27 protein-coding genes are annotated in these 22,797 nt (G+C 45.9%); 22 read left to right on the top strand and 5 right to left on the bottom strand.

Annotated features, from left to right (window positions below):
• The first annotated feature begins 27 nt into the window (after positions 1-27).
• Both M1D98_RS05805 and M1D98_RS05810 read left to right on the top strand, forming a co-directional pair.
• Positions 28-870, top strand: a complete 843-nt coding sequence (locus M1D98_RS05805) for a YitT family protein (RefSeq protein WP_010329344.1) — start codon at positions 28-30, stop codon at positions 868-870.
• 18 nt (positions 871-888) lie between these two features.
• Positions 889-1,344, top strand: coding sequence for a BsuPI-related putative proteinase inhibitor (locus M1D98_RS05810; RefSeq protein WP_456280091.1), 456 nt, complete (start codon positions 889-891; stop codon positions 1,342-1,344).
• A 35-nt stretch (positions 1,345-1,379) separates the two neighbouring features.
• Here the strand turns inward: M1D98_RS05810 and M1D98_RS05815 are convergent, their stop codons facing one another.
• The 3 genes from M1D98_RS05815 to yitU all read right to left on the bottom strand — a co-directional run bounded on the left by M1D98_RS05815 (position 1,380) and on the right by yitU (position 2,646).
• The gene (locus M1D98_RS05815; RefSeq protein ID WP_010329346.1) at positions 1,380-1,577 is read right to left on the bottom strand and encodes a DUF3813 domain-containing protein; all 198 of its coding nucleotides are present in this window, start codon (positions 1,575-1,577) and stop codon (positions 1,380-1,382) included.
• A complete protein-coding gene (locus tag M1D98_RS05820) occupies positions 1,577-1,729 on the bottom strand; it encodes a hypothetical protein (RefSeq protein ID WP_010329347.1) in 153 nt (50 codons plus the stop codon). The genes M1D98_RS05815 and M1D98_RS05820 overlap by 1 nt, the downstream gene beginning before the upstream one ends.
• Before the next feature lie 104 nt (positions 1,730-1,833).
• Positions 1,834-2,646, bottom strand: coding sequence for a 5-amino-6-(5-phospho-D-ribitylamino)uracil phosphatase YitU (gene yitU / locus M1D98_RS05825; protein ID WP_121642301.1), 813 nt, complete (start codon positions 2,644-2,646; stop codon positions 1,834-1,836).
• 120 nt (positions 2,647-2,766) lie between these two features.
• Between yitU and M1D98_RS05830 the strand changes: the two genes are divergently transcribed.
• From M1D98_RS05830 to M1D98_RS05890, 13 genes are all read left to right on the top strand, one after another.
• Complete coding sequence (locus M1D98_RS05830; RefSeq protein WP_456280092.1) at positions 2,767-3,534, top strand: prolyl oligopeptidase family serine peptidase; 768 nt, start codon at positions 2,767-2,769, stop codon at positions 3,532-3,534.
• 61 nt (positions 3,535-3,595) lie between these two features.
• A complete protein-coding gene (locus M1D98_RS05835) occupies positions 3,596-3,904 on the top strand; it encodes a metal-sulfur cluster assembly factor (RefSeq protein WP_010329350.1) in 309 nt (102 codons plus the stop codon).
• A gap of 67 nt (positions 3,905-3,971) precedes the next feature.
• Positions 3,972-4,142 (top strand): YqaE/Pmp3 family membrane protein, encoded by a 171-nt coding sequence (locus M1D98_RS05840; protein WP_252686268.1) that lies wholly within the window; start codon positions 3,972-3,974, stop codon positions 4,140-4,142.
• Positions 4,143-4,203: 61 nt separating this feature from the next.
• Positions 4,204-5,634, top strand: coding sequence for an FAD-binding oxidoreductase (locus M1D98_RS05845; RefSeq protein ID WP_121642302.1), 1,431 nt, complete (start codon positions 4,204-4,206; stop codon positions 5,632-5,634).
• Positions 5,634-6,173, top strand: a complete 540-nt coding sequence (locus M1D98_RS05850) for an MFS transporter (RefSeq protein WP_039073521.1) — start codon at positions 5,634-5,636, stop codon at positions 6,171-6,173. Before M1D98_RS05845 ends, M1D98_RS05850 begins: the two co-directional genes overlap by 1 nt.
• A gap of 202 nt (positions 6,174-6,375) precedes the next feature.
• Positions 6,376-7,413, top strand: coding sequence for an N-acetyl-gamma-glutamyl-phosphate reductase (gene argC, locus M1D98_RS05855; RefSeq protein WP_121642304.1), 1,038 nt, complete (start codon positions 6,376-6,378; stop codon positions 7,411-7,413).
• Positions 7,414-7,432: 19 nt separating this feature from the next.
• The gene (gene argJ / locus M1D98_RS05860) at positions 7,433-8,653 is read left to right on the top strand and encodes a bifunctional ornithine acetyltransferase/N-acetylglutamate synthase (RefSeq protein ID WP_121642305.1); all 1,221 of its coding nucleotides are present in this window, start codon (positions 7,433-7,435) and stop codon (positions 8,651-8,653) included.
• A gap of 14 nt (positions 8,654-8,667) precedes the next feature.
• Positions 8,668-9,444, top strand: a complete 777-nt coding sequence (gene argB, locus M1D98_RS05865; RefSeq protein WP_121642306.1) for an acetylglutamate kinase — start codon at positions 8,668-8,670, stop codon at positions 9,442-9,444.
• Positions 9,441-10,598, top strand: coding sequence for an acetylornithine transaminase (locus M1D98_RS05870; RefSeq protein ID WP_268559335.1), 1,158 nt, complete (start codon positions 9,441-9,443; stop codon positions 10,596-10,598). The genes argB and M1D98_RS05870 overlap by 4 nt, the downstream gene beginning before the upstream one ends.
• 70 nt (positions 10,599-10,668) lie before the next feature.
• Positions 10,669-11,730 (top strand): carbamoyl phosphate synthase small subunit, encoded by a 1,062-nt coding sequence (locus M1D98_RS05875; protein ID WP_268559334.1) that lies wholly within the window; start codon positions 10,669-10,671, stop codon positions 11,728-11,730.
• Positions 11,723-14,815: a carbamoyl phosphate synthase large subunit gene (locus M1D98_RS05880; protein WP_121642309.1), complete on the top strand. Its 3,093-nt coding sequence runs from the start codon at positions 11,723-11,725 to the stop codon at positions 14,813-14,815. Before M1D98_RS05875 ends, M1D98_RS05880 begins: the two co-directional genes overlap by 8 nt.
• Positions 14,803-15,762, top strand: coding sequence for an ornithine carbamoyltransferase (gene argF, locus M1D98_RS05885; protein WP_121642310.1), 960 nt, complete (start codon positions 14,803-14,805; stop codon positions 15,760-15,762). The genes M1D98_RS05880 and argF overlap by 13 nt, the downstream gene beginning before the upstream one ends.
• An 84-nt stretch (positions 15,763-15,846) precedes the next feature.
• Complete coding sequence (locus M1D98_RS05890) at positions 15,847-16,026, top strand: YjzC family protein (protein ID WP_010329358.1); 180 nt, start codon at positions 15,847-15,849, stop codon at positions 16,024-16,026.
• Positions 16,027-16,074: 48 nt separating this feature from the next.
• Here the strand turns inward: M1D98_RS05890 and M1D98_RS05895 are convergent, their stop codons facing one another.
• Positions 16,075-16,269: a YjzD family protein gene (locus tag M1D98_RS05895; protein ID WP_010329359.1), complete on the bottom strand. Its 195-nt coding sequence runs from the start codon at positions 16,267-16,269 to the stop codon at positions 16,075-16,077.
• Positions 16,270-16,516: 247 nt separating this feature from the next.
• Here M1D98_RS05895 and M1D98_RS05900 point away from each other — a divergent pair, with 247 nt between their 5' ends.
• From M1D98_RS05900 to comZ, 4 genes are all read left to right on the top strand, one after another.
• Positions 16,517-17,251, top strand: a complete 735-nt coding sequence (locus M1D98_RS05900; protein ID WP_010329360.1) for a lipase family protein — start codon at positions 16,517-16,519, stop codon at positions 17,249-17,251.
• 80 nt (positions 17,252-17,331) lie between these two features.
• On the top strand, positions 17,332-17,883 hold the full coding sequence (locus M1D98_RS05905; RefSeq protein WP_010329361.1) for a hypothetical protein: 552 nt from the start codon (positions 17,332-17,334) through the stop codon (positions 17,881-17,883).
• A 90-nt stretch (positions 17,884-17,973) separates the two neighbouring features.
• The gene (med, locus tag M1D98_RS05910; protein WP_268523194.1) at positions 17,974-18,927 is read left to right on the top strand and encodes a transcriptional regulator Med; all 954 of its coding nucleotides are present in this window, start codon (positions 17,974-17,976) and stop codon (positions 18,925-18,927) included.
• 14 nt (positions 18,928-18,941) lie between these two features.
• On the top strand, positions 18,942-19,133 hold the full coding sequence (gene comZ, locus M1D98_RS05915) for a ComG operon transcriptional repressor ComZ (RefSeq protein ID WP_010329363.1): 192 nt from the start codon (positions 18,942-18,944) through the stop codon (positions 19,131-19,133).
• A 29-nt stretch (positions 19,134-19,162) separates the two neighbouring features.
• On the opposite strand, the gene M1D98_RS05920 is transcribed toward comZ, so the two are convergent.
• Complete coding sequence (locus tag M1D98_RS05920) at positions 19,163-19,366, bottom strand: hypothetical protein (protein WP_082246335.1); 204 nt, start codon at positions 19,364-19,366, stop codon at positions 19,163-19,165.
• Between the two features lie 188 nt (positions 19,367-19,554).
• Between M1D98_RS05920 and fabH the strand changes: the two genes are divergently transcribed.
• From fabH to M1D98_RS05935, 3 genes are all read left to right on the top strand, one after another.
• On the top strand, positions 19,555-20,493 hold the full coding sequence (gene fabH / locus M1D98_RS05925) for a beta-ketoacyl-ACP synthase III (RefSeq protein ID WP_010329365.1): 939 nt from the start codon (positions 19,555-19,557) through the stop codon (positions 20,491-20,493).
• A gap of 22 nt (positions 20,494-20,515) precedes the next feature.
• Positions 20,516-21,757 carry a beta-ketoacyl-ACP synthase II gene (gene fabF, locus M1D98_RS05930; RefSeq protein ID WP_268523192.1) on the top strand — a complete coding sequence of 414 codons (1,242 nt, stop codon included), beginning with the start codon at positions 20,516-20,518 and terminating at the stop codon, positions 21,755-21,757.
• A 75-nt stretch (positions 21,758-21,832) separates the two neighbouring features.
• On the top strand, positions 21,833-22,618 hold the full coding sequence (locus tag M1D98_RS05935) for a DUF2268 domain-containing protein (RefSeq protein WP_010329367.1): 786 nt from the start codon (positions 21,833-21,835) through the stop codon (positions 22,616-22,618).
• Positions 22,619-22,797: the final 179 nt, after the last annotated feature.

The following is a 22,797-nucleotide window of genomic DNA, read 5'->3' on the forward strand; positions in this document are numbered from 1 at the left end:
AAAGAAGATAGAGCGGAGGAACATGCCATGGTACTAGATCAAACAAAAAAATTACTCGTCGTCATCATCGGCGCTTTACTTAATGCGGCCGGGCTGAACTTATTTTTAATTCCCGCAGATGTATATGCCAGCGGATTTACGGGAGTCGCCCAGCTTTTATCAAGCGTCATTGTTCAATACGCCCCCTTTTACATATCGACGGGAACGCTCTTGTTCCTCTTAAACATTCCGGTCGGTATTCTAGGATGGATGAAGGTCGGCAAATCGTTTACGGTGTACAGTATTTTAAGTGTCGGGCTGACTACATTGTTTATGGGAATCCTGCCCGAAACAAGCCTGTCACATGACATTTTGCTGAACGCGGTGTTTGGCGGTGTCATTTCTGCGGTCGGTATCGGCTTAACATTAAAATACGGCGCTTCGACAGGCGGGCTCGATATCGTCGCCATGGTGCTTGCAAAGTGGAAGGATAAACCCATCGGCACGTATTTCTTCATTCTAAACGGGATTATCATCTTGACGGCAGGATTATTGCAAGGTTGGGAGAAAGCATTATATACCCTGGTTACGCTGTATGTGACAACAAGGGTGATCGATGCCATTCACACGCGCCACATGAAGCTCACGGCGATGATCGTGACGAAAAAAGCGGACGAAATCAAGGAAGCCATTTACGGAAAAATGGTGCGCGGCATTACCACTGTTCCGGCCAAAGGAGCCTTTACGAATGAACAGAAAGAGATGATGATTATCGTCATCACAAGGTATGAACTGTACGATTTAGAGAAGATCGTCAAAGAAGTCGATCCGAAAGCATTTACAAACATTGTGCAAACAACTGGGATTTTTGGCTTCTTTAGAAAAGACTGACGAAAGCAGGTGGAAGTCGTGAAACGGCTGCTTGTGATGCTCCTGCCCGTGCTGCTTTTGATAGGCTGCGGGAAGGATGAGCAGACAGAACCCGATAAGGAGGTATCAGGCGGAATGGAGAATCAAGAGGTTGTTTTATCTGTTGACGTAATTCAGGAGCCTGAACAAATCAAGTTTAACATGTCGCTGAAGAACCAAAGTGAACGTGCGATCGAGTTTCAATTTAGCACAGGGCAAAAATTTGAACTTGTCGTGTATAATTCTGAGCGCAAAGAAAGATACCGTTATTCGAAAGACAAAATGTTTACGCAGGCTTTTCAAAACTTGACACTTGAACCTGGAGAAACGTACGATTTCTCTGATGTATGGAAGGAAGTCCCTGAGCCTGGAACCTATGAGGTGAAGGTGACATTTAAGGGCAGAGCGGAAAATCTCAAGCAGATTCAGGCTGTTCAGCAGTTTGAAGTGAAATAAAAGGGCTATGGCGAATCAATCGCCATAGCCTTTTTTTATTGGAGTTTGTCCAGCTGATCCTGAAACTGATGGAGCTGGCGACGTTCTGCATCTGTCGAGTTGGCGTACGCAGAAGACACAGCATTTTTGGCTCTCAGAATCGCTTGATCCTGATCGCCTTCCTCAAAGCCGTTTGTCACCATGACAGCCTGTTGAACAAATGATTTTGCCTGCTGAAACAGTTCATTTCTCATTAATATTCATACTGCCTTTCAGCCGAGTCTCGTGCCGCGGCATGCTGGTGAGCTTCTTCTAAAGTAGACCGATATGGAAATCTTGCGGCGTGTTGCCCGATGGAGTCTTTACCCTGGTGAATAAACCTTCTGGATTTGCTTCGTTTACCCATTTTGAGACTGCCCCCTTCCATACTTTGACGAGATGAGTCGTCTTCAATAGTATGGTGGGGCAAAGTCAGGTTTATAAGTGGCAAAAATTAATACGGGCATGCCTTTACAGTGAGAAATATTCTTTCAAGAATTTTGCCACGCCGTCCTCTTCATTTGCAGCCGTAGTTCGGTTGGCCACCTGCTTGACAGCGTCAATTCCATTTCCCATCGCAACGCCGCAGCCGGCGAATTCAAGCATTTCCAAATCGTTATCCTCATCCCCGAAAGCAATGATCCGCTCCCTTGGCACGTTGTAATAATCGCTTATTTTCTGAAGGCCGACCGCTTTATTCATTCCGCTTTTAATAATTTCTATCACATGCCACGGCGCGGCCCATCTTCTGTGATCGATCACCTCGGCGTGTACATCCGATAAATAGGAGCGTATGGCCGGCACATCTTCTTCTTTTGCATGAATGAGCACAGATGTAACATCCTCACCGAGATTTTCCCGCAAGTCTCCGACTGTCACATTTGTTGTATTCATGTTAAAAGCATCAATCAAGTGCTCGTCATGGTAATGAAAATACACGTCGTCAATGACTTCAGCAAGCACATTATGTACGTTGTATCTCTCGCTGATATCCACCAGCTGCATGACAACATCAAGCGGCAGCGAGGTATGGTACCGTCCCCAGCTGTCGTCCTGCGGATGGTGGACAAATGCTCCGTTAAAATTGACAATCGGCGTTGTCAGCTCCATCTGCTGGTAGTACATGGAACTTGAACGGTATGGCCGGCCTGTCGAGATGCAGACATGATGCCCGTCATCTTTTAGGCGCTGTATCGTCCGAAGGGTGTTTTCGGATATGGTTTTATCATCCTTTAATAACGTTCCATCTAAGTCTAATGCGATTAAATAGGGTTTTGTCTCCATGAAAAGCTCCTTTAATCTTAGAATTTGCTTGTTTTGCCTTACTTACAGTGTAGCTTTTTACCATCTTTATTGTCTACATGTTACACTTATGATTATGGTTATCCTAAGGAGGGACACATTTTGATCCAAATTGAAAATCAAACCGTTTCCGGTATTCCGTTTTTACATATTGTAAAGGAAGAGAACAGGCACCGCGCTGTTCCTCTCGTGATCTTTATCCACGGTTTTACGAGCGCGAAAGAACACAATCTTCATATTGCTTATCTGCTGGCGGAGAAGGGCTTCAGAGCCATTCTGCCAGAGGCTCTGCACCATGGCGAACGAGGTGGGCAAATGGCTGTTGAAGAGCTGGCCGGCCATTTTTGGGACATCGTCCTCAACGAGATTGAAGAGATCGGCGCACTCAAAACCCACTTTGAAAGTGAGGGCCTGATAGACAGCGGCCGCATTGGGCTAGCCGGCACGTCAATGGGCGGCATCACAACGCTTGGCGCACTGACTGCTTACGATTGGATAAAAGCCGGCGTCAGCCTGATGGGGAGCCCGAATTACGTGGAACTGTTTCAGCAGCAGATTGACCATATTCAAACTCAGAGCATTGATATCGAGGTGCCGGAAGAAAAGGTAGAAGAGCTGACGAAGCGTCTCGAAATGCGGGATCTCAGCCTTCAGCCGGAGAAATTGCGCCAGCGCCCGCTACTATTTTGGCACGGCGCAAAAGATAAAGTCGTGCCTTACGCGCCGACCCGAAAATTTTATGAGACGATTAAATCGCATTACAGCGAACAGCCGGAACGCCTCCAATTTATCGGAGATGAACACGCCGACCATAAAGTCCCGCGAACAGCTGTGTTACAAACGATTGAATGGTTTGATACGCACTTATAAAGCACAATGGTGTGAAGAAGGGCTGGATTTACGTTATACTGTAGAAAAAGGAGTGAGGAACGTGGAAGAAGCATTAAAAGAAAACATCATGGGCGCCCTGGAACAGGTTGTTGATCCTGAACTTGGCGTTGATATCGTGAACCTTGGTTTGGTATATGATGTTGATATGGATGACGACGGATTAACGCACGTGACGATGACACTGACATCAATGGGGTGCCCTTTAGCGCCGATTATCGTGGATGAAGTGAAAAAAGCGTTAGCGGACATTCCAGAAGTAAAAGAGACGGAGGTTCACATTGTGTGGAATCCGCCTTGGACAAGAGATAAAATGTCCAGATACGCGAAAATCGCGCTTGGCATTCAATAAAACAAACAAAAAAGGACAGCCTTACTGTGAGGCTGTCCTTTTTTACAGCTGAAAGGAGTGAAAGAAAATGATGTATCTGCTGGCTGTCCTGTGCCCGCCGCTCGCCGTTTTGTTTACGGGAAAACCGTTTCAGGCATTGCTGAACCTCATATTGACCTGTATCTTTTGGCTGCCGGGCGCGATTCACGCCTGCTTTGTCGTGGCTGACCGCCGCGCTGAAAAACGGGCAAGGAGATAATATGGAAAAATGAGGGCGTGAGATATGGTATAATGGCCATAAAAACAGCAGGGAGAGCGCTATGAAAAAGAAATTGCTTGCATTCGCGCTTTGTACAGGCGCGTATGCGGCCCTGTTTGCCTACTCTGTGCACTCAGAGCAAAAAACAGACACAAGCGAGATGACGGATGTCAGCCGGCTGATGCCTGTGAAAATTAAACAGACAGTGAAAGGGCAGGAAGAGGAAACGCTCATTGACACGATCAAAGAGGCCAATCGAAAAAACATAAAGATTTCAATCGCCGGGACCCAGCACTCCATGGGGGGCCATACATATTATGAGGACGGCATCGTTCTCGACATGACAGGCTACAACAAAATCCTATCACTTGATCAAGAGAAAAAAACCATCAGAGTTCAAAGCGGCGCGACGTGGAATGACATCCAGAAATATGTGAATCCATACGGACTTGCGGTAAAGGTCATGCAGTCACAAAATATTTTCACCATTGGAGGATCTCTCAGCGCCAATGCCCACGGACGTGATATCCGCTACGGCTCGCTGATTGATACTGTCAAATCATTTCGGCTTTTAAAAGCGGACGGAACGATCGTCACCGTCACCCCAAAAGATGATTTGTTTACAGCAGTCATCGGAGGGTACGGTCTTTTTGGCGTGATTCTTGATGTAACGCTTGAGCTGACGGATGATGAGCTGTATGTCATGAAGACGGAAAAAATGAATGACAGCGAATACGCAGACTATTTTACAAAGCACGTAAAAGGAAATCCGGATGTCCGAATGCATCTGGCGCGAATTTCAACAGCGAAAAAAGGTTTTCTGGAAGACATGTATGTTACGAATTATGAAGTGGCAGATGATCAGGATCAGCTGTCATCATACAGCGATCTTAAAGAAGACGAGTATACCGGGGTCACAAAGTTTGCACTCGGCTTGTCAAGACGGTATGAATGGGGCAGAAATTGGCTGTGGAACACGCAGAAATCCTATTTTCTGAGCCAAAATGGCACAAAGATCACACGCAATAACGTCATGCGGTCCGAATCAACCTTTCTCGAATATGAAAACAATGACAACACAGATGTTTTGCAGGAATACTTTGTGCCGGTGAAGGAGTATGCGTCCTATATTGACGACCTGAGACAAACGCTGTGTGACGAGGATTTAAACCTTGTGAACATTACGATCCGCTACGTGCAGAAAAATGAAAAAGCCGACCTTTCCTATGGAAAGGATGATATGTTTTCGCTCGTGCTTTTAATCAACGAGGGGTTTTCAAAAGAAGCCCAGGCAGACACCGCCCGGATCATCAGACGCATGACAGACGTTGCCATCATGCACGGCGGCAGCTATTATTTGCCGTATATGACCTACCAGACAAAAGCGCAAATGAGGCAGGCATATCCGAAAAGCGAAGCGTTTTTTCAGAAAAAACGAACGTATGACCCGGATGAACGCTTTATGAATTATTTTTATCAGAGGTATAAATAATGGGGAAAAACAAATTAAAATGGCTCACATTATCACAGAGCAGCGTCTTTTTCGCGAGCAGCTTGATCTTTCCGTTTTATATTCTGTTTGTGAAAAACATCGGCTCAAGCTACACGCAGTTCGGTTTTTCCTACGGATTGTTCGGGCTAAGCGGGGCGCTCATTTATCCGCTCCTCGGACGGCTGTCTGGAAGGCTCGACAGCCGTTATTTTTTGCTGGCGAACTCTTGGGGCATGGCCGTCCTGCTTTTGTATGTCCCGCATATTGGGAGCGTTGTTCAAGTGTACATCGTCCAAGTGCTGTTAGGGGTCTTTGGAGCGATGCAAAAGCACGGAGAAAAAGTGCTGATCGCCGATTTTACAGACAGCGGAGAGCGGGGAAGAAAGATTGGGAATTACCACTTTTGGACGGCGATCTTTTCAGCGGCGGCCATTATGCTCGGCGGATTTCTCGCCGACTTTTTTACGGTGCAAATGATTTTTTATGCAAGCTCTATTGTCTATTTTTTGAGCGGATTGATGATGATGAAAACAGGCTGACGCGGTCAGCCTGTTTTTTATGCGCTTGAAAAAAGCGGCAGGTCAGTGTTTTTTGATGCAACAACGTTATTTGCTTTGAGCGGATTTTTCAGTGAACAGAAAATGTATAAGTGAATAAAAATATTAAATATACGATTGAATTAATTTTTATTCATGCTATAATGTTAAATAATTTCACAAAGACCAAGAAGGTGAACTTGTTTTGAAAATAGGAATTGTAGGCGCTACAGGTTATGGAGGCACTGAACTTGTCAGGATCCTTTCACATCACCCTCATGCAGAGGAATGTATACTTTATTCATCCAGCGGTGAAGGAAATGTCTATAGCGAGGTGTATCCTCATCTTGCCGGCTTAGCCGATCAGAAGCTGAATCCAATTGATATGAAGACGATCAAAGACGAAATAGATCTCATGTTTCTTGCTGCGCCGCCCGGGGTATCAAGTGAATTGACTCCGCAGCTGGCAGACGCGGGAATTCCGGTGATTGATCTGTCAGGTGATCTGAGGATACAAGAGCCCGCTGAATATGAAAAGTGGTATAAACGGAATTCAGCACCAAAGGAAGTGATTCATGAGTCCGTATACGGTCTTGCAGAACTGAATCAAAAGCAAATTCAACAGGCGAAACTCATTGCCAATCCGGGTTGTTTTCCAACTGCGGTGTTGCTTGGCCTCGCGCCATTGGCCCAACAGAAACTGCTTCATGAATCGTTCGTTATCATTGACGCGAAGACCGGTGTTTCCGGAGCGGGACGAAAAGCATCCATGGGAACTCATTTTTCTGAGCTGAACGACAATTTTAAAATTTATAAAGTCAATGAACATCAGCACACGCCGGAAATTGAACAGGCGCTGCAAGAATGGCAGCCGGGGCTCGGACCTATTACTTTTTCGGCTCACTTGGTGCCGATGACAAGGGGCATCATGGCGACGATGTACACACAATTAACCTCTGATCGATCAGCAGATGACTTACATCAATTATATTCGGAATTTTACCAAGATTCGTATTTTGTGAGAGTAAGGCCAAAAGGGCATTATCCGCAAACGAAGGAAGTGTACGGCAGCAATTTCTGTGATATCGCCGTTGCGCTTGACGAGAGAACGAACAGAGTCACGATCGTCTCAGTAATCGATAATTTAATGAAAGGTGCCGCCGGTCAGGCTGTGCAAAACTTTAATGTGATGAATGGCTGGAATGAAGAGACTGGGCTCACCATGACGCCAATTTATCCATAGAACGGGAGAGAGTCGAACCATGATTCAGTTAAGTGAAAATCAAATTATAAAAGTAACAGGTGATGTATCCTCGCCAAAAGGTTTTCAGGCAAAGGGCGTGCATTGCGGGCTGCGCTACTCAAAAAAAGACCTCGGCGTCATTGTCAGCGAGACACCGGCCGTAAGTGCGGCGGTTTATACCCAAAGCCACTTTCAGGCCGCTCCGATCAAAGTCACACAAGACAGCTTAAAGCATGGATCAGCATTGAAAGCTGTCATCGTCAACAGCGCCATTGCCAATGCCTGCACGGGAGAACAGGGCATAAAGGACGCATACACAATGCGGGAGAGCCTTGCTGCACAGCTTGATATTGAGCCGGAACTTGTCGCCGTTTCATCAACAGGCGTCATCGGCGAGTATTTAGACATGGAAAAAATTCAGGCAGGCATCAAACGGCTGACACAAACACCTGCGGGATCGGGAGATTTTGAAGAAGCGATCTTAACAACCGATACGGTGATTAAGCAGACGTGCTATGAGCTGACAATCGGCGGTCAAACAGTCACGATCGGCGGAGCGGCGAAAGGCTCGGGAATGATTCACCCGAACATGGCCACGATGCTGGGGTTTGTCACAACAGATGCAGCCATCGAAGAAAAAGCGCTGCAAAAAGCGCTTCGCGATATCACTGATGTTTCATTTAACCAAATCACAGTTGATGGTGAAACATCCACGAACGACATGGTATTGGTCATGGCAAACGGCTGCGCGAAAAATAAATGCCTGACAGAAGATCATCCAGATTGGCCGGTCTTTAAAAAAGCGCTCTTGCTCACTTGCGAGGATTTGGCGAAAGAGATTGCCAGAGACGGAGAAGGCGCGACAAAGCTAATCGAAGCCCAAGTGCAGGGAGCGAAAAATAATCTTGACGCAAACGTGATTGCCAAAAAAATTGTCGGCTCAAGTCTCGTGAAAACTGCGGTCTATGGAACAGATGCCAACTGGGGGCGCATCATCGGAGCCATCGGGCACAGCGCAGCTCAGGTAACGGCAGAAGAAGTAGAAGTTTATCTCGGAGGCCAATGCCTGTTTAAGCACAATAAACCTCAGCCATTCTCTGAATCTCTCGCTAAGGAGTACCTTGAAGGAGATGAAATTGCCATTATCATCAAGATGCATGAAGGTGACGGGAAAGGAAGAGCGTGGGGCTGTGACCTAACCTATGACTATATCAAAATTAACGCGAGTTATCGCACGTAATAAAGGGGAGCATGATGAACAAAACAATCGTTTTTAAATGTGGGGGAAGTGTCATCCGAGAGCTGTCGGAGGAATTTTTTCATAACCTGAAAGAACTGATGGCGTCAGGATGGAAATTAGCGATCGTTCACGGCGGCGGCCCGGAAATCACAAATATGCTGAAACGCTTAAACATCAAAACAGAGTTTTCCGGAGGACAGCGGAAAACGACGAAGCCGGTGCTCGAAGTGGCGGAAATGGTTTTATCCGGCTCGGTGAATAAATTTTTTGTTGCGGAGCTTGCCAAACACGGACTGCGTGCAGCGGGCATCTCTGGTAAGGACGGCGGCCTTTTGGAGGCGGATTATCTCGATCCGGAAGCATATGGGGAAGTCGGAGAAATCAAAAAGGTCGATGCATCCATGGTGACCGCGCTGATGGAAAAGAGCATTATTCCTGTTATCGCGCCGTTGTCTATGACGAGTGACTGCAAGACGCTGAATGTGAATGCCGATCTGGCTGCTTCAGCAGTCGCCGGAGCGCTCGAAGCTGATAAGCTGATGTTCGTCACAGATGTCGATGGGATCATGAAAGAAAAACAGCGTCTCGACGTTCTGACCCCTGAAGAAGTTCATACGCTGATCAAACAGGAAGTGATCACTGGGGGGATGATTCCGAAGGTCAATTCAGCTTTGTCGGCTTTGTCAGATCAGGTTTCTGAAGTCATGATCGTAAACGGAAAAGGATCATTTTTCACAGAACAAACCTTTCAAGGAACAAAAATCGTTAAAGCAAAGGAGGCTGTTTCATGAGCAGCTTGTTTCAAACCTACGGCCGCTGGGATATTGACATAAAAAAAGCAAAGGGAACGTACGTTGAGGATCAAAACGGCAAAACCTACCTCGATTTCATTCAGGGAATTGCGGTATCTAATCTAGGCCACTGCCATGAAACGGTTACAGAAGCAGTTAAAAAACAGCTTGACAGCGTATGGCACGTATCTAACCTGTTTCAAAACAGTCTCCAAGAGCAAGCGGCCCAAAAGCTGGCGGCGCACAGTGCGGGAGATCTCGTCTTTTTCTGCAATAGCGGCGCGGAAGCCAATGAAGGCGCGATCAAGCTCGCCCGAAAAGCAACTGGAAAAACGAAAATCATCACGTTCCTTCAGTCGTTCCACGGCCGCACGTATGCGGGGATGGCCGCGACCGGACAGGATAAAATCAAAACAGGCTTCGGCCCGATGCTGGAAGGTTTTCATTATCTGCCATACAACGATCCTTCCGCGTTTGAAGCTCTTAGGGAAGAAGACGGCATTGCCGCGGTGATGCTTGAGACAGTGCAGGGAGAAGGCGGAGTCAATCCGGCAAGCGCTGAATTTTTAACAGCCGTTCAATCGTTTTGCAAAGAAAAGCAAGCTCTTCTGATCGTTGATGAAATCCAGACCGGGATCGGACGGACGGGAAAGGGCTTCGCATACGAGCACTTCGGACTCTCACCGGATATCATCACAGTCGCAAAAGGATTGGGAAACGGCTTTCCGGTTGGCGCTGTCATCGGCAAGAAACAACTGGGAGAAGCATTTACCCCTGGTTCTCACGGAACAACTTTCGGAGGAAATATGCTGGCGATGGCTGCTGTGAATGCCACATTGCAAATTGTATTCCATCCTGACTTTCTGCAAGAGGCTGCTGACAAAGGGACGTTTTTAAAAGAACAGCTCGAGGCTGGGCTAAAGAGCCCGTTTGTCAAACAAATTCGCGGTAAAGGGTTAATGCTTGGAATTGAGTATGATGGGCCGGTTGCCGACATCATTACTGAATTGCAGACATTAGGTTTGCTTGTATTGCCGGCCGGACCGAACGTCATTCGGCTGCTGCCGCCGCTGACCGTGACAAAGGATGAAATGACAGAAGCCGTCAGTAAGCTGAAACAGGCGATCGCTCATTATTCCGCTGTAAACCAGTGATTTTTTTTCGGTAAAATAGCATAAAAATTCATTTTTATAATTAATTATTCATCAAGAGGTGGGCTGTGAGATGGAAGGTTATTTAGTGTTAGAAGATGGAACAGCGTTCAGCGGCGAGCTGGACAGTCATGAAAGCTGCACGGGAGAAGCGGTCTTTTTTACAGGGATGACGGGCTACCAAGAAGTGTTGACAGATCCATCGTACAAAGGGCAGATTATCGTATTTACCTACCCGCTGATTGGCAACTACGGCATTAATGAAAAGGACTTTGAAAGCAAAAAACCGCAAGTGAAAGCCGCGGTGGTCTACGAGGCGTGCAATCACTTTTCTCATCATGAAGCCGTATACAGCCTCAAGGAGTATTTGCAAAAATGGAACATTCCGCTGTTGACCCATGTTGACACGAGGGCTGTCGTGAAAAAAATCCGGACAAACGGAACAATGGGGGCAACTGTCACAGCCTCTAAAGAAGCAGCTGAGATTGCCCTTCAGCCTGAAAACGTGGCGGAACAGGCATCCGCACAGGAAATCAGCACACTTGGCGACGGACATAAACATATCGCCCTCATTGATTTCGGCTATAAAAAGTCCATCGCGTCATCACTCGTCAAACGAGGCTGCAAGGTCACCGTGGTGCCGTATCAGCAAATGGAAGCTGTACACGACATCAAGCCGGACGGCATTGTGTTATCGAACGGACCTGGAGACCCGAAAGCCATTCAGCCGTATTTAGGAAAGATCAAAAGCATCGTTTGCCATTATCCGACTCTCGGCATTTGTCTCGGCCATCAGCTGATCGCGCTCGCGTTCGGAGGGAATACATTCAAGCTGCCGTTCGGACACAGGGGGGCGAATCATCCGGTCATCGACCGTGAAACGAAGCGCGTCTTCATGACAAGCCAAAATCACAGCTATGTGGTTGATGAACAGTCCATTAATCAAGAAGAGCTCACGATCAGGTTTCATCATGTCAATGATACGTCAGTTGAAGGGCTTGTCCACAAAAAACTGCCTGTCATGAGTGTTCAATTCCATCCGGAAGCCCATCCTGGACCGGCGGAAAGCGAATGGATTTTTGATGATTATGTAAAGAATGTGATACCAGCAAGGAGAGAAATCGCCCATGCCTAAAGACACCAGTATTTCAAGCATATTAGTAATCGGCTCAGGCCCGATCATCATCGGCCAGGCGGCAGAATTTGATTATTCAGGCACTCAAGGATGCATCGCGCTGAAGGAGGAAGGCTATCGGGTAATCCTTGTCAACAACAATCCGGCGACCATTATGACCGATGAAGCCTTCGCTGATGATATTTATTTTGAGCCGCTGACAGCAGAAAGCCTGACTGCCATCATTCAGAAAGAACAGCCTGATGGGCTTCTAGCTAATTTAGGCGGGCAGACCGCTTTGAATTTAGCGGTGGAGCTTGAAGAAACGGGTGTTTTAAAAGAGCACGGCGTCAAGCTTCTAGGCACATCTGTTGAGACGATACAAAAAGGAGAGGATCGGGAAAAATTCCGATCGTTAATGAACGAATTGAACCAGCCTGTGCCGGAGAGTGAAATTGTCGATAACGAGGCCGACGCCCTCCGTTTTGCGGAATCGATCGGGTTTCCCGTCATTATCCGACCTGCTTACACATTAGGCGGCAAGGGCGGAGGCATCGCTCCTGATAAAGAAGCTTTTACTGGCATGATTAAGCAGGCGCTATTAGCTAGCCCGATCAACCAATGCCTTGTGGAAAAAAGCATTGCCGGCTTTAAAGAAATCGAATATGAAGTGATGCGTGACAGCCATAACACATGCATCACCGTCTGCAATATGGAGAACATCGATCCGGTCGGTGTGCATACAGGTGACTCTATCGTTGTGGCGCCGTCACAAACATTGACGGATGAAGACTATCAAATGCTGCGGACGGCAAGTCTGACGATCATTTCAGCACTTGATGTCGTAGGCGGATGCAACATTCAATTCGCGCTTGATCCATTCAGCAAGCAATATTACGTCATTGAAGTCAATCCGCGGGTAAGCCGGTCATCGGCTCTCGCCTCTAAAGCAACCGGTTATCCAATTGCGAAGATGGCTGCGAAACTGGCCGTAGGATACACCCTTGATGAGCTGAAAAATCCGCTCACAGGCTCGACTTATGCTAGCTTTGAACCGGCGCTGGACTATGTGATCGTCAAATTTCCGCGCTGGCCGTTTGATAAATTCAAAAACGCAGACCGCAAGCTTGGCACAAAAATGAAAGCCACCGGTGAAGTGATGGCGATTGAACGGAATTTAGAAGCGGCGATACAAAAGGCAGCCGCGTCCCTTGAACTGAAAAATGCCGGCACACACCTTCCAGAGCTCAGCGGCTTATCGATTGAAGCGCTATGGGAGTTGGCAGTCACTCCGGACGACCGCAGATTTTTCGTTGTCATGGAGCTATTGAGCCGCAGGGTGCCGATGGATGACATTCATGCGAAAACAAAAATTGATCCGTTTTTCCTTCATACTTTTGACAATATCATCAAACTGGAAAACCGCATGACGGAAGCGGGCAGCGATCTTTCTTTTGAATTATTGAAAAAAGCAAAGGAAAAGGGATTTTCAGACGAAACGATTGCCTCTCTAATTGGCCAAACAGAAGAAGAAGTGCGCGCGCTTCGCAAGGATATGGGCATTACACCGTCCTTCAAAATCGTCGATACATGCGCGGCAGAGTTTGATGCGAAAACAAACTACTTTTACTCCACATATTTCGGAGAGACCGATGGGGACATCAGCCGCAAAGAGAAAAAACGCGCGCTGATTATTGGCTCAGGCCCAATTCGGATCGGCCAAGGCGTTGAATTTGATTACAGTGCCGTCCATGGCGTGCTGACACTGCAAGAGCTTGGGTTTGAAACAATCATGATGAACAATAACCCGGAAACGGTCAGCACCGATTATGAAATTGCGGACCGCCTGTATTTTGAACCAATGACAACGGAGCATATCTTAAACGTGGCAGAGCGGGAAAACATTGATTTTGCAATCGTGCAATTTGGCGGCCAAACCGCGATCAATGCTGCTGAAGCGCTCGAAAAAGCAGGCATTACCCTTCTCGGCACCTCATTTAAAACGCTTGACGTGTTAGAGGATCGGGATCAATTCTATCAGCTTCTAGATGAGCTTGGCTTGAACCACGCGAAGGGAGAAATCGCTTATACAAAAGAAGAAGCCGTTGAAAAGGCAAATGAAATCGGCTATCCGGTGCTGATCCGCCCATCTTACGTCATCGGCGGAATGGGCATGATTATTGTTCACTCGCAAGCTCAGCTTTCTCAGCTGCTGAACGGTGAGGATAGCATGCCGTACCCGATTTTAATTGATCAGTATGTGTCAGGAAAAGAAGTCGAAATTGATTTGATTTCCGACGGTGAAGATGTCTTTATCCCGACATATACCGAGCATATTGAACGGGCAGGTGTCCATTCGGGAGACAGCTTTGCCATCCTTCCCGGACCGTCCATCACAAGCGGGCTAAAGCAGGGCATAAAAGATGCCGCGCAAAAAATTGTCCGTAAGCTTTCTTTTAAAGGCATCATGAACATTCAATTTGTGATCGACAATGGAAACATTCTCGTTCTTGAAGTGAACCCGAGAGCGAGCCGCACGGTTCCCGTTGTCAGCAAAGTAATTGGCGTTCCGATGATCCCGCTTGCCACACGCCTGCTGGCGGGAGCGTCTTTAAAAGATGTAAACCCGGCAGTTCAGAATCATCATGGGGTTGCCGTGAAGTTCCCGGTCTTTTCATCCCATGCGATTCAGGATGTGGATGTCAAGCTTGGGCCGGAAATGAAATCAACAGGAGAAGGCATGTGTGTTGCATACAATGCCGACAGCGCCTTGAAAAAAATCTATACACATGTATGGAAGCAAAAAGGAAGCATTTATTTGCAAAACGGGCCGGAAGATATCAAAAAGTTAGCTGAAAAAGCCGGATTTACGGTTCATGAAGGGACATTTGCCTCATGGATGGAGCAGGAAAGAAAAGCGCTCCACATTAATCTGAGCGGCTCTGAAGAAGCGCGTAAAGAACGTTTAGAAGCCATGACGCATGGCATTACGATCTTTACAGAAGAAGAAACTGTGCGGGCGTTTTTACAAAGCGGTTCAGGCCATGCGCAGCCTGTATCTCTCAAAGATCTCTATAAAAAGGAAGTGGCATCATGCACACAGTGACGGAAACCAGTTTATACGGAAAAGATTTATTAACGTTACAGGATCTTAGTGAACAGGGTATAAACGCCCTGCTCACAGAAGCCGGTGAACTGAAGCAAAACAAAATCCAGCCTATTTTCCAAGGCAAAACCTTGGCGATGATTTTTGAAAAATCATCAACACGGACTCGCGTTTCATTCGAAGCCGGCATGGCGCAGCTGGGCGGGAGCGCTCTTTTCTTAAGCCAGAAAGATCTGCAGCTGGGGCGCGGTGAAACTGTCGCTGATACGGCAAAAGTGCTGTCAGGCTATGTGGATGCCATCATGATCCGGACTTTTGAGCATGAAAAGGTGGAGGAGCTTGCCAAAGAAGCCGACATTCCGGTCATCAACGGACTTACGGATAAATACCATCCATGCCAAGCGCTGGCGGATCTGTTGACGATAAAGGAAATAAAAGGGGAGCTTAAAGGCGTGAAAGTCGCGTACATCGGGGACGGAAATAACGTGGCGCATTCATTAATGATCGGCTGCGCGAAAATGGGCTGTGATATCTCGATCGCTTCGCCAAAAGGATACGAAGTGTTAGATGAAGCGGTGGAAGCGGCGAAAGCATCTGCGCGTCAGTCGGGCGCTTCTATCACGCTTACGGCGGACCCGGTTGAAGCTGTAAAAGGCGCGGACGTGATTTATTCTGATGTGTTTACAAGCATGGGGCAGGAAGCGGAAGAACAAGAGCGTCTCACTGTATTTGCCCCTTATCAGGTGAATGCGGCGCTTGTCAGCCATGCCAAGCCTGATTATACATTTTTACACTGCCTCCCTGCGCACCGTGAAGAGGAAGTGACAGCGGAGATTATTGACGGGCCGAATTCGGCGGTATTCCAACAGGCGGAAAACCGTCTCCATGTGCAAAAAGCATTGCTGAAGGCCGTTTTATACAAAGAGGAATCATCAAAAAACTGCTGAGCCAGACTCAGCAGTTTTTTGATGGCAACATATTCACAGCCGCTTAGGCGCATACTACAGCAAAAAGGAAAAGGAGGAAAAATAGTGGGACAGCAGCATCAATTCCGGCCGGGACAGAAAGCGCCCAACAATGGCATCTACGTTGAAATCGGCGAGACAGGAAGTATGGTAAAAAACCCGCAAAAAATCCATCTGTCAGCAGGGGAAATGTTCCCCGAAACATCAAATCACAACCGGCTGTGGACATACAAAAGAAAGCCGTGATCAAGAAAAAAACCCAAAACAATGACATGTTTTGGGTTTTTCGCATTTTTAATGCTGGTCGGCATTTTTGTTCATAGGCATGATTTCCGCTAAAACCATGATCAAGACATACAGGATAACAGCAATGACAGATGATGTTTTGAATTCATTGAATTGATATGCAACACTGTTCATGCTGGCAATCAAGTAGCATGCCATATGTGATAAAAGGAACGTCCAAATAAAGGCAATAATATATCGCACGTTTCCACCTCGTCCTTCTCAGTCTATTCTAAAAGCTATCATACCATACAAAAAGCGAAGGGGGAATCCAATTTTAAAAGAAAATGAGAAGACAAAATACCTGATTCGATACGGTTTAAATCCAATAAAAAGATCATCAAATGGTATAATAGCCAAAACTGATAAAGGCTAGGACTTTACCTTATTCGTTTCGTTTCTTTTTACATAAGATAGCGTGAGATGAAGTGTGAAAGGAGGCGGGCAAGCGATGGGAATAACGGAAAGATACTTTCAATTGGGAACGGAGCAGAATGTGATTCATTTGCCCTATCGCCCAAACGGCTTCGGCATTTTTATCTTGGGGGACAGAACCCACTTTGTCGGGAATGATTCTAGCTTTTGGCTGCAGCATTACGGCAGAAACCAGCTTCTGAACATGCTGAGGGATGAAGGATATACTCTTTTTAACAGCAATCTGTACGGAAGGCATTGGGGCGCGGAAAAAGCGGTCGCCTATGCCAAACAGCTGATACATTCCGTTCTGAAGCAGGAAATCCTCAATCCGAAGATTCATATTTTAGCAGAGGGCATGGGTGCTCTCACGGCCAATGAATTGCTTCGTTTTTCCCCGGATCATATCCGCTCAGCCGCAATGTTGAATCCTTGTCTCGATCTTCAGGCACATTATGAATCAGAAAAAGAAAATAAATTTTTCTATAAGCAATTTTTGAAAGAGGTATCGGAAAGCTACGGAATTTCTGAAAAAGAAGCGGAAGCGTTCCGTTACAAAACAATTGAAAGCTATTCGAGCGTCGTGCCGGTTCATATATGGCAGCGGATGACCGGAGCTCCCTATCCGTACAGTGTACATGCGGAGGCATTCAAGGAAAAACAGCAGAAGCAAGGCGCGCCGGTCGACATGACATTTCATTTGTTTGAGCATCCAAGCAGACTGTATGCATCAATCTGCAAATTCTTTCACAGGCATGAAAAAGAGTTATAGAGAATACAATAACAACAGCCTTCACTTTTGCGGAGGCTGTTTTGCTTTGGAAATGAAAAACCGGAAGGGCGGCAGATGCAATGGAATCAACACTGATTGTAGGTGCGGACGAATTTTTCGGCCTTTCATTATGCGAGCGAATGATGGATGAAGGCATACATGTTGACGTTATACTGGCGGAAACAGAAGATGAAATGAGACAAATGTACTTAGAAGAAAGACTCATGTGGCTTGGGAGAAATGAACTCTTTTGCCGGCTTGAACGTATTGGTAAGCGAAAATATGATACAATTTGTATCCAATACGGCAGTTTTTTACCTTTAGACCAATTTGATTCTCCTTATCTATTAATCTATGAACAAGATCGAAAAGAATGGGAAAAACGTGAAAAGACAGGTTCAGAAAAAGCGGTGATCCTGCCGAAAATGTATGGGCCATGGAAAGAAGAAACCGAGGAAGACGGCTGCTACACAGACGATGTCGCTGAGGAGCTGCTGAGGTTCCTGCTTGAACCAAGCCGCGATCATCAGATTTTCGATCTGCAAGTCACAGAAAAAACCTCAAAAGAAGAAGCAAAAGCAAAAATTGTCGAGTGGAAAAGACAATATTCATCAATTTTCGACAAATATTAAGAAACACCTTCCATGTTTCACGTTTTCTAGATACAATAAACGTATAAAAATAATACATGTTATAGCTTGTCAAAAGGAGTTGAACATGACTTGATCACAAGGCTTGTCATGATCTTTTCTGTCCTCCTTTTATTAAGCGGATGTGGACAAACTCCGTTTAAAGGAAAAATTGAGAAGGTCGGCATGCTCTTTCCTGATACGATTAACGACCTCGTATGGGGCACAAAAGGGTATAAAGGATTACTGAATATACAATCAAAATACAATGTGGACGTCTACTATAAAGAAGGCGTTAAAACAGATGAAGATATCATAAATGCGATTGAGGATTTTCATAAGCGGGGCGTCAATCTTCTCTATGGCCACGGGAGTGAATACGCAGAGGTGTTTAACTTGGTCAGCGAAGATTATCCGGATATGGAATTTGTCATTTCTAATGCGAAAGCGAAAGGGGATAATGTGACAAGTGTCCATTTCAGCGGCGAGGCAATGGGCTTTTTTGGAGGAATGACGGCTGCCCATTTGTCGAAAACAAATCAGGTCGGCGTGATCGCTTCCTTTACATGGCAGCCAGAGGTTGACGGTTTTATCAAAGGGGCCAAATATGAAAATCCGAATATAGAAGTAAACACGAAATATACGGCTCATTGGGATGATGATACGACGGCAGTAAAGCTTTATCAGAAAATGAAGAACGAAGGCGCGGATGTTGTGTATCCCGCCGGAGACGGGTATAATGTTCCTGTCATTCAGCAGATTAAAAAAGACGGCCTTTATGCCATCGGCTACGTCACAGATCAATCAGAACTGGGCGAAAATACCGTGTTAACCAGCACGGTGCAAAATGTGGACAAGGCCTATGAAATCATCGCTGAGCAATTCGACAAAGGCTCCCTTGAAGGCGGCGACCATTACTACGACCTGAAAACCGGCGTTGTTGAAATGGGAACATTCAGCCCGCTTGTCGATAAAGACTTTCAGCAAAGAATCGACAAGCTGATCAAAACGTACAACAAAACAGGCGAACTGCCAAAAAACGAATAATGGAGTGACGTCATATGCAACATGAAAAATCCATGGAGTTCTTGCAAATTGCCATGAAATACTTGCCTGAAGCGAAAGAACAGCTTGAAAAATCAGGCATTGAGCTGTCAATGGAGGCCATACAGCCATTTATGAATCTATTTACCACGGTAATGGCTGAAGCTTATGAGCTTGGCAAGTCTGACGCGAAATCTGAAACCGAATAAGAAGGAGCCACTTTTTCGAAAGTGGCTTTTCACATGATTTTCTTTTTAATAGCGGAAATCATAGGCGCAAGCTCCTTTAAAGCGGGCTTGATTTGATCAATAGAGTTCATAATTGAACCGATTTGGTCCATAATATGCATGTAATGAAACGTCTCTTCTTCGTTCGTCTGGGATACCTCCTCTTGCTGCTCTTCCTTCTCTTCTGTTTGTTTTGCGGAATCGCCGAACATCATCTTTGAAAACACATCCAACTGCGTACGCCTCCTTTCTATATACAATACTCTATGAATAAGATGAACTGATAGTTTAGACGAATATATTGCCATGTGAAAAAAAATAGGATAGAATTAGTACCTGATACTAATAATTGATCATAACCTGATTGATCTTCTAAATTTACAATATAAAGGAGTCTTCCCTTATGAAAGCTGGAATACTTGGTGTTGGACGTTATATTCCCGAGAAAGTTTTAACAAATCATGACCTTGAAAAAATGGTTGAAACTTCTGACGAGTGGATTCGTACCAGAACAGGAATAGAAGAAAGAAGAATTGCCGCAGATGATGTGTATTCATCACATATGGCTGTTGCAGCGGCGAAAAAAGCGCTGGAACAAGCCGAAGTGGCAGCAGAGGATCTGGATATGATTCTGGTTGCGACTGTTACACCTGATCAGTCATTCCCTACGGTTTCTTGTATGATTCAAGAAGAGCTCGGCGCGAAAAAAGCGTGTGCTATGGATATCAGCGCTGCTTGTGCGGGCTTCATGTACGGGGTTGTAACCGGTAAACAATTTATTGAATCCGGAACCTACAAGCATGTTCTTGTTGTTGGTGTAGAAAAGCTCTCAAGCATTACAGACTGGGAAGACCGCAATACAGCCGTTCTGTTTGGAGATGGAGCAGGCGCTGCGGTAGTCGGCCCGGTCAGCGATGACAGAGGGATCCTTTCATTTGAGCTAGGAGCAGACGGCACAGGCGGTCAGCACTTGTATCTTAATGAAAAAGGACATACAATCATGAATGGACGAGAAGTTTTCAAATTTGCAGTCCGCCAAATGGGAGAATCATGTGTAAATGTGATTGAAAAAGCCGGACTCTCAAAAGAGGATGTCGACTTTTTGATTCCGCATCAGGCGAATATCCGCATCATGGAAGCCGCTCGCGAGCGTTTAGAGCTTCCTGTCGAAAAGATGTCCAAAACAGTTCATAAATATGGAAATACTTCTGCCGCATCCATTCCGATCTCTCTTGTAGAGGAATTGGAAGCCGGTAAAATCAAAGACGGCGATGTGGTCGTCATGGTAGGGTTCGGCGGAGGATTAACATGGGGCGCCATTGCAATCCGCTGGGGCCGCTAAAAAAAGGTGAGGTGCACACAAGATGAGTAAAAAAAGAGTAGTTGTTACAGGACTTGGAGCATTATCTCCGCTTGGCAACGACGTTGATACAAGTTGGAATAACGCAATCAACGGTGTGTCCGGAATCGGTCCGATCACTCGTGTTGATGCTGAAGAATATCCGGCGAAAGTAGCCGCAGAATTAAAAGACTTCAATGTTGAAGATTATATGGATAAAAAAGAAGCCAGAAAAATGGACCGCTTCACACAATATGCGGTCGTAGCTGCGAAAATGGCGGTTGAAGACGCGGATCTTAACATTACCGATGAGATCGCGCCGAGAGTCGGTGTTTGGGTAGGTTCCGGTATCGGAGGGCTTGAAACACTAGAGTCACAATTTGAAATCTTCTTAACGAAAGGCCCAAGACGGGTCAGCCCGTTTTTTGTGCCAATGATGATTCCTGATATGGCGACAGGCCAGATTTCTATTGCATTAGGAGCAAAAGGGGTCAACTCTTGTACGGTTACAGCATGCGCTACAGGAACAAACTCTATCGGTGACGCGTTTAAAGTCATTCAGCGCGGCGATGCTGACGTAATGGTCACAGGCGGAACAGAAGCGCCGCTGACAAGAATGTCATTCGCGGGATTCAGCGCAAACAAAGCGCTGTCTACTAATCCAGATCCGAAAACAGCAAGCCGTCCGTTTGACAAAAACCGTGATGGCTTTGTCATGGGTGAAGGCGCAGGGATTGTTGTTCTTGAAGAGCTTGAGCACGCTCTGGCCCGCGGCGCTAAGATTTACGGAGAAATTGTAGGCTATGGCTCAACGGGAGACGCTTATCATATCACAGCTCCGGCCCAAGACGGTGAAGGCGGAGCGAGAGCGATGCAAGAAGCCATTAAAGATGCGGACATTTCTCCTGAAGACATTGATTATATCAATGCTCACGGAACAAGCACGTATTACAATGACAAATACGAAACAATGGCAATCAAAACCGTTTTCGGCGAGCATGCGCATAAACTTGCGGTAAGCTCTACAAAATCGATGACAGGCCACCTCTTAGGAGCAGCTGGCGGTATTGAAGCGATTTTCTCTGTGCTTGCCATTAAAGAAGGTACGATCCCGCCGACAATCAATATTGAAACACCTGACGAAGAATGCGATTTAGATTATGTGCCTGATGAAGCCCGCAGACAGGATCTCAATTATGTTCTCAGCAACTCATTGGGATTCGGCGGACATAATGCCACATTGATCTTTAAGAAATACCAATCATAACTACGCCAAACCGGCTGCCCTTAAAGGGTAGCCGGTTTTTTTTGCGCGCATAGGATAAAAAGAGGAGGCGATCACATGAGTGTGGAACAAACATATAGCTGGCTTAGCCAGGCTGCTTCAATAAATGATTTGGCGCATTACATTGTCCCGCTTTTTTCAGGGATTGAAAAAAAGGACTGGAAAGGCATTTTGGGGCACCTTCAGCATCATGGAATGTTTAAAAACATAAAAGAAGGCAGCGATACAGCTTCCAAGCTGAAAGAAAAAGGGTTTTACGAGCATATTCAAAAGGAAGAACAGTATCTGAAAAACAAATGGAAAGGTCCTGATGTACCAATTGTCCCGCTTCCGGTTGACGTGCGAAACAGAACAATCCGTTTAGAATTCGGCTCAAAATCAGGACTCGCCTTTCAAGATAAGATGTTCCTCTTTCTCTCGTCAGAGTTGGATTTTGCGTCAGTCTCTGCCCTAATGACACATGAATATCATCACGTTTGCCGGTTAGATCATCTGACAAAAGAGGAAAAGGATGTCACATTGCTTGATACAATCATCATGGAGGGGCTGGCAGAATATGCTGTTTATGAGAGGTTCGGCCGAAGTCAAACGGCTGAATGGACATCTTGGTATACCGAAAAGCAGCTGCAGGCTTTATACGAGAAAAAAATCGCACCCAACTTGGATATCAAACGGGAAAACCGTTTATTTTCACAGCTGTTATTCGGAAAAGGATATCATCCTAAAATGCTTGGATACGCAGTCGGATTCAATATTGTAAAAAAATATTTAACCGCAAACAAAGCAAACACGGCAGACGGGCTGTCCATTCCCGCCGAAACCTTTTTGAATGCAACGCTTTAAAAGAATAAAATAATGGAATTTCGTTAATAATATTACATTTATCCTAAAAAATTCTTGATTTTGCAAAATGATTGTAATAATATACAACTATAAAATTTTTCGATAATTCAATATTATTTATTATTTCTGAATAAAGGGATTGCTTTCTCTTGAAAATGTTTGACAACAAGAGGGGGAAA

It is taken from the genome of Bacillus sp. K7 (assembly GCF_053903245.1).

Coding starts and splice junctions, on each gene's coding strand:
- M1D98_RS05805 (WP_010329344.1), top strand. CDS start 28: ATGGTACTAGATCAAACAAAAAAATTACTCGTCGTCATCATCGGCGCT.
- M1D98_RS05815 (WP_010329346.1), bottom strand. CDS start 1,577: ATGAGAAATGAACTGTTTCAGCAGGCAAAATCATTTGTTCAACAGGCT.
- M1D98_RS05820 (WP_010329347.1), bottom strand. CDS start 1,729: ATGGGTAAACGAAGCAAATCCAGAAGGTTTATTCACCAGGGTAAAGAC.
- yitU (WP_121642301.1), bottom strand. CDS start 2,646: ATGGAGACAAAACCCTATTTAATCGCATTAGACTTAGATGGAACGTTA.
- M1D98_RS05840 (WP_252686268.1), top strand. CDS start 3,972: ATGATGTATCTGCTGGCTGTCCTGTGCCCGCCGCTCGCCGTTTTGTTT.
- M1D98_RS05845 (WP_121642302.1), top strand. CDS start 4,204: ATGAAAAAGAAATTGCTTGCATTCGCGCTTTGTACAGGCGCGTATGCG.
- M1D98_RS05850 (WP_039073521.1), top strand. CDS start 5,634: ATGGGGAAAAACAAATTAAAATGGCTCACATTATCACAGAGCAGCGTC.
- argJ (WP_121642305.1), top strand. CDS start 7,433: ATGATTCAGTTAAGTGAAAATCAAATTATAAAAGTAACAGGTGATGTA.
- argB (WP_121642306.1), top strand. CDS start 8,668: ATGAACAAAACAATCGTTTTTAAATGTGGGGGAAGTGTCATCCGAGAG.
- M1D98_RS05870 (WP_268559335.1), top strand. CDS start 9,441: ATGAGCAGCTTGTTTCAAACCTACGGCCGCTGGGATATTGACATAAAA.
- M1D98_RS05875 (WP_268559334.1), top strand. CDS start 10,669: ATGGAAGGTTATTTAGTGTTAGAAGATGGAACAGCGTTCAGCGGCGAG.
- M1D98_RS05880 (WP_121642309.1), top strand. CDS start 11,723: ATGCCTAAAGACACCAGTATTTCAAGCATATTAGTAATCGGCTCAGGC.
- argF (WP_121642310.1), top strand. CDS start 14,803: ATGCACACAGTGACGGAAACCAGTTTATACGGAAAAGATTTATTAACG.
- M1D98_RS05900 (WP_010329360.1), top strand. CDS start 16,517: ATGGGAATAACGGAAAGATACTTTCAATTGGGAACGGAGCAGAATGTG.
- M1D98_RS05905 (WP_010329361.1), top strand. CDS start 17,332: ATGGAATCAACACTGATTGTAGGTGCGGACGAATTTTTCGGCCTTTCA.
- comZ (WP_010329363.1), top strand. CDS start 18,942: ATGCAACATGAAAAATCCATGGAGTTCTTGCAAATTGCCATGAAATAC.
- M1D98_RS05920 (WP_082246335.1), bottom strand. CDS start 19,366: ATGATGTTCGGCGATTCCGCAAAACAAACAGAAGAGAAGGAAGAGCAG.
- fabH (WP_010329365.1), top strand. CDS start 19,555: ATGAAAGCTGGAATACTTGGTGTTGGACGTTATATTCCCGAGAAAGTT.
- fabF (WP_268523192.1), top strand. CDS start 20,516: ATGAGTAAAAAAAGAGTAGTTGTTACAGGACTTGGAGCATTATCTCCG.
- M1D98_RS05935 (WP_010329367.1), top strand. CDS start 21,833: ATGAGTGTGGAACAAACATATAGCTGGCTTAGCCAGGCTGCTTCAATA.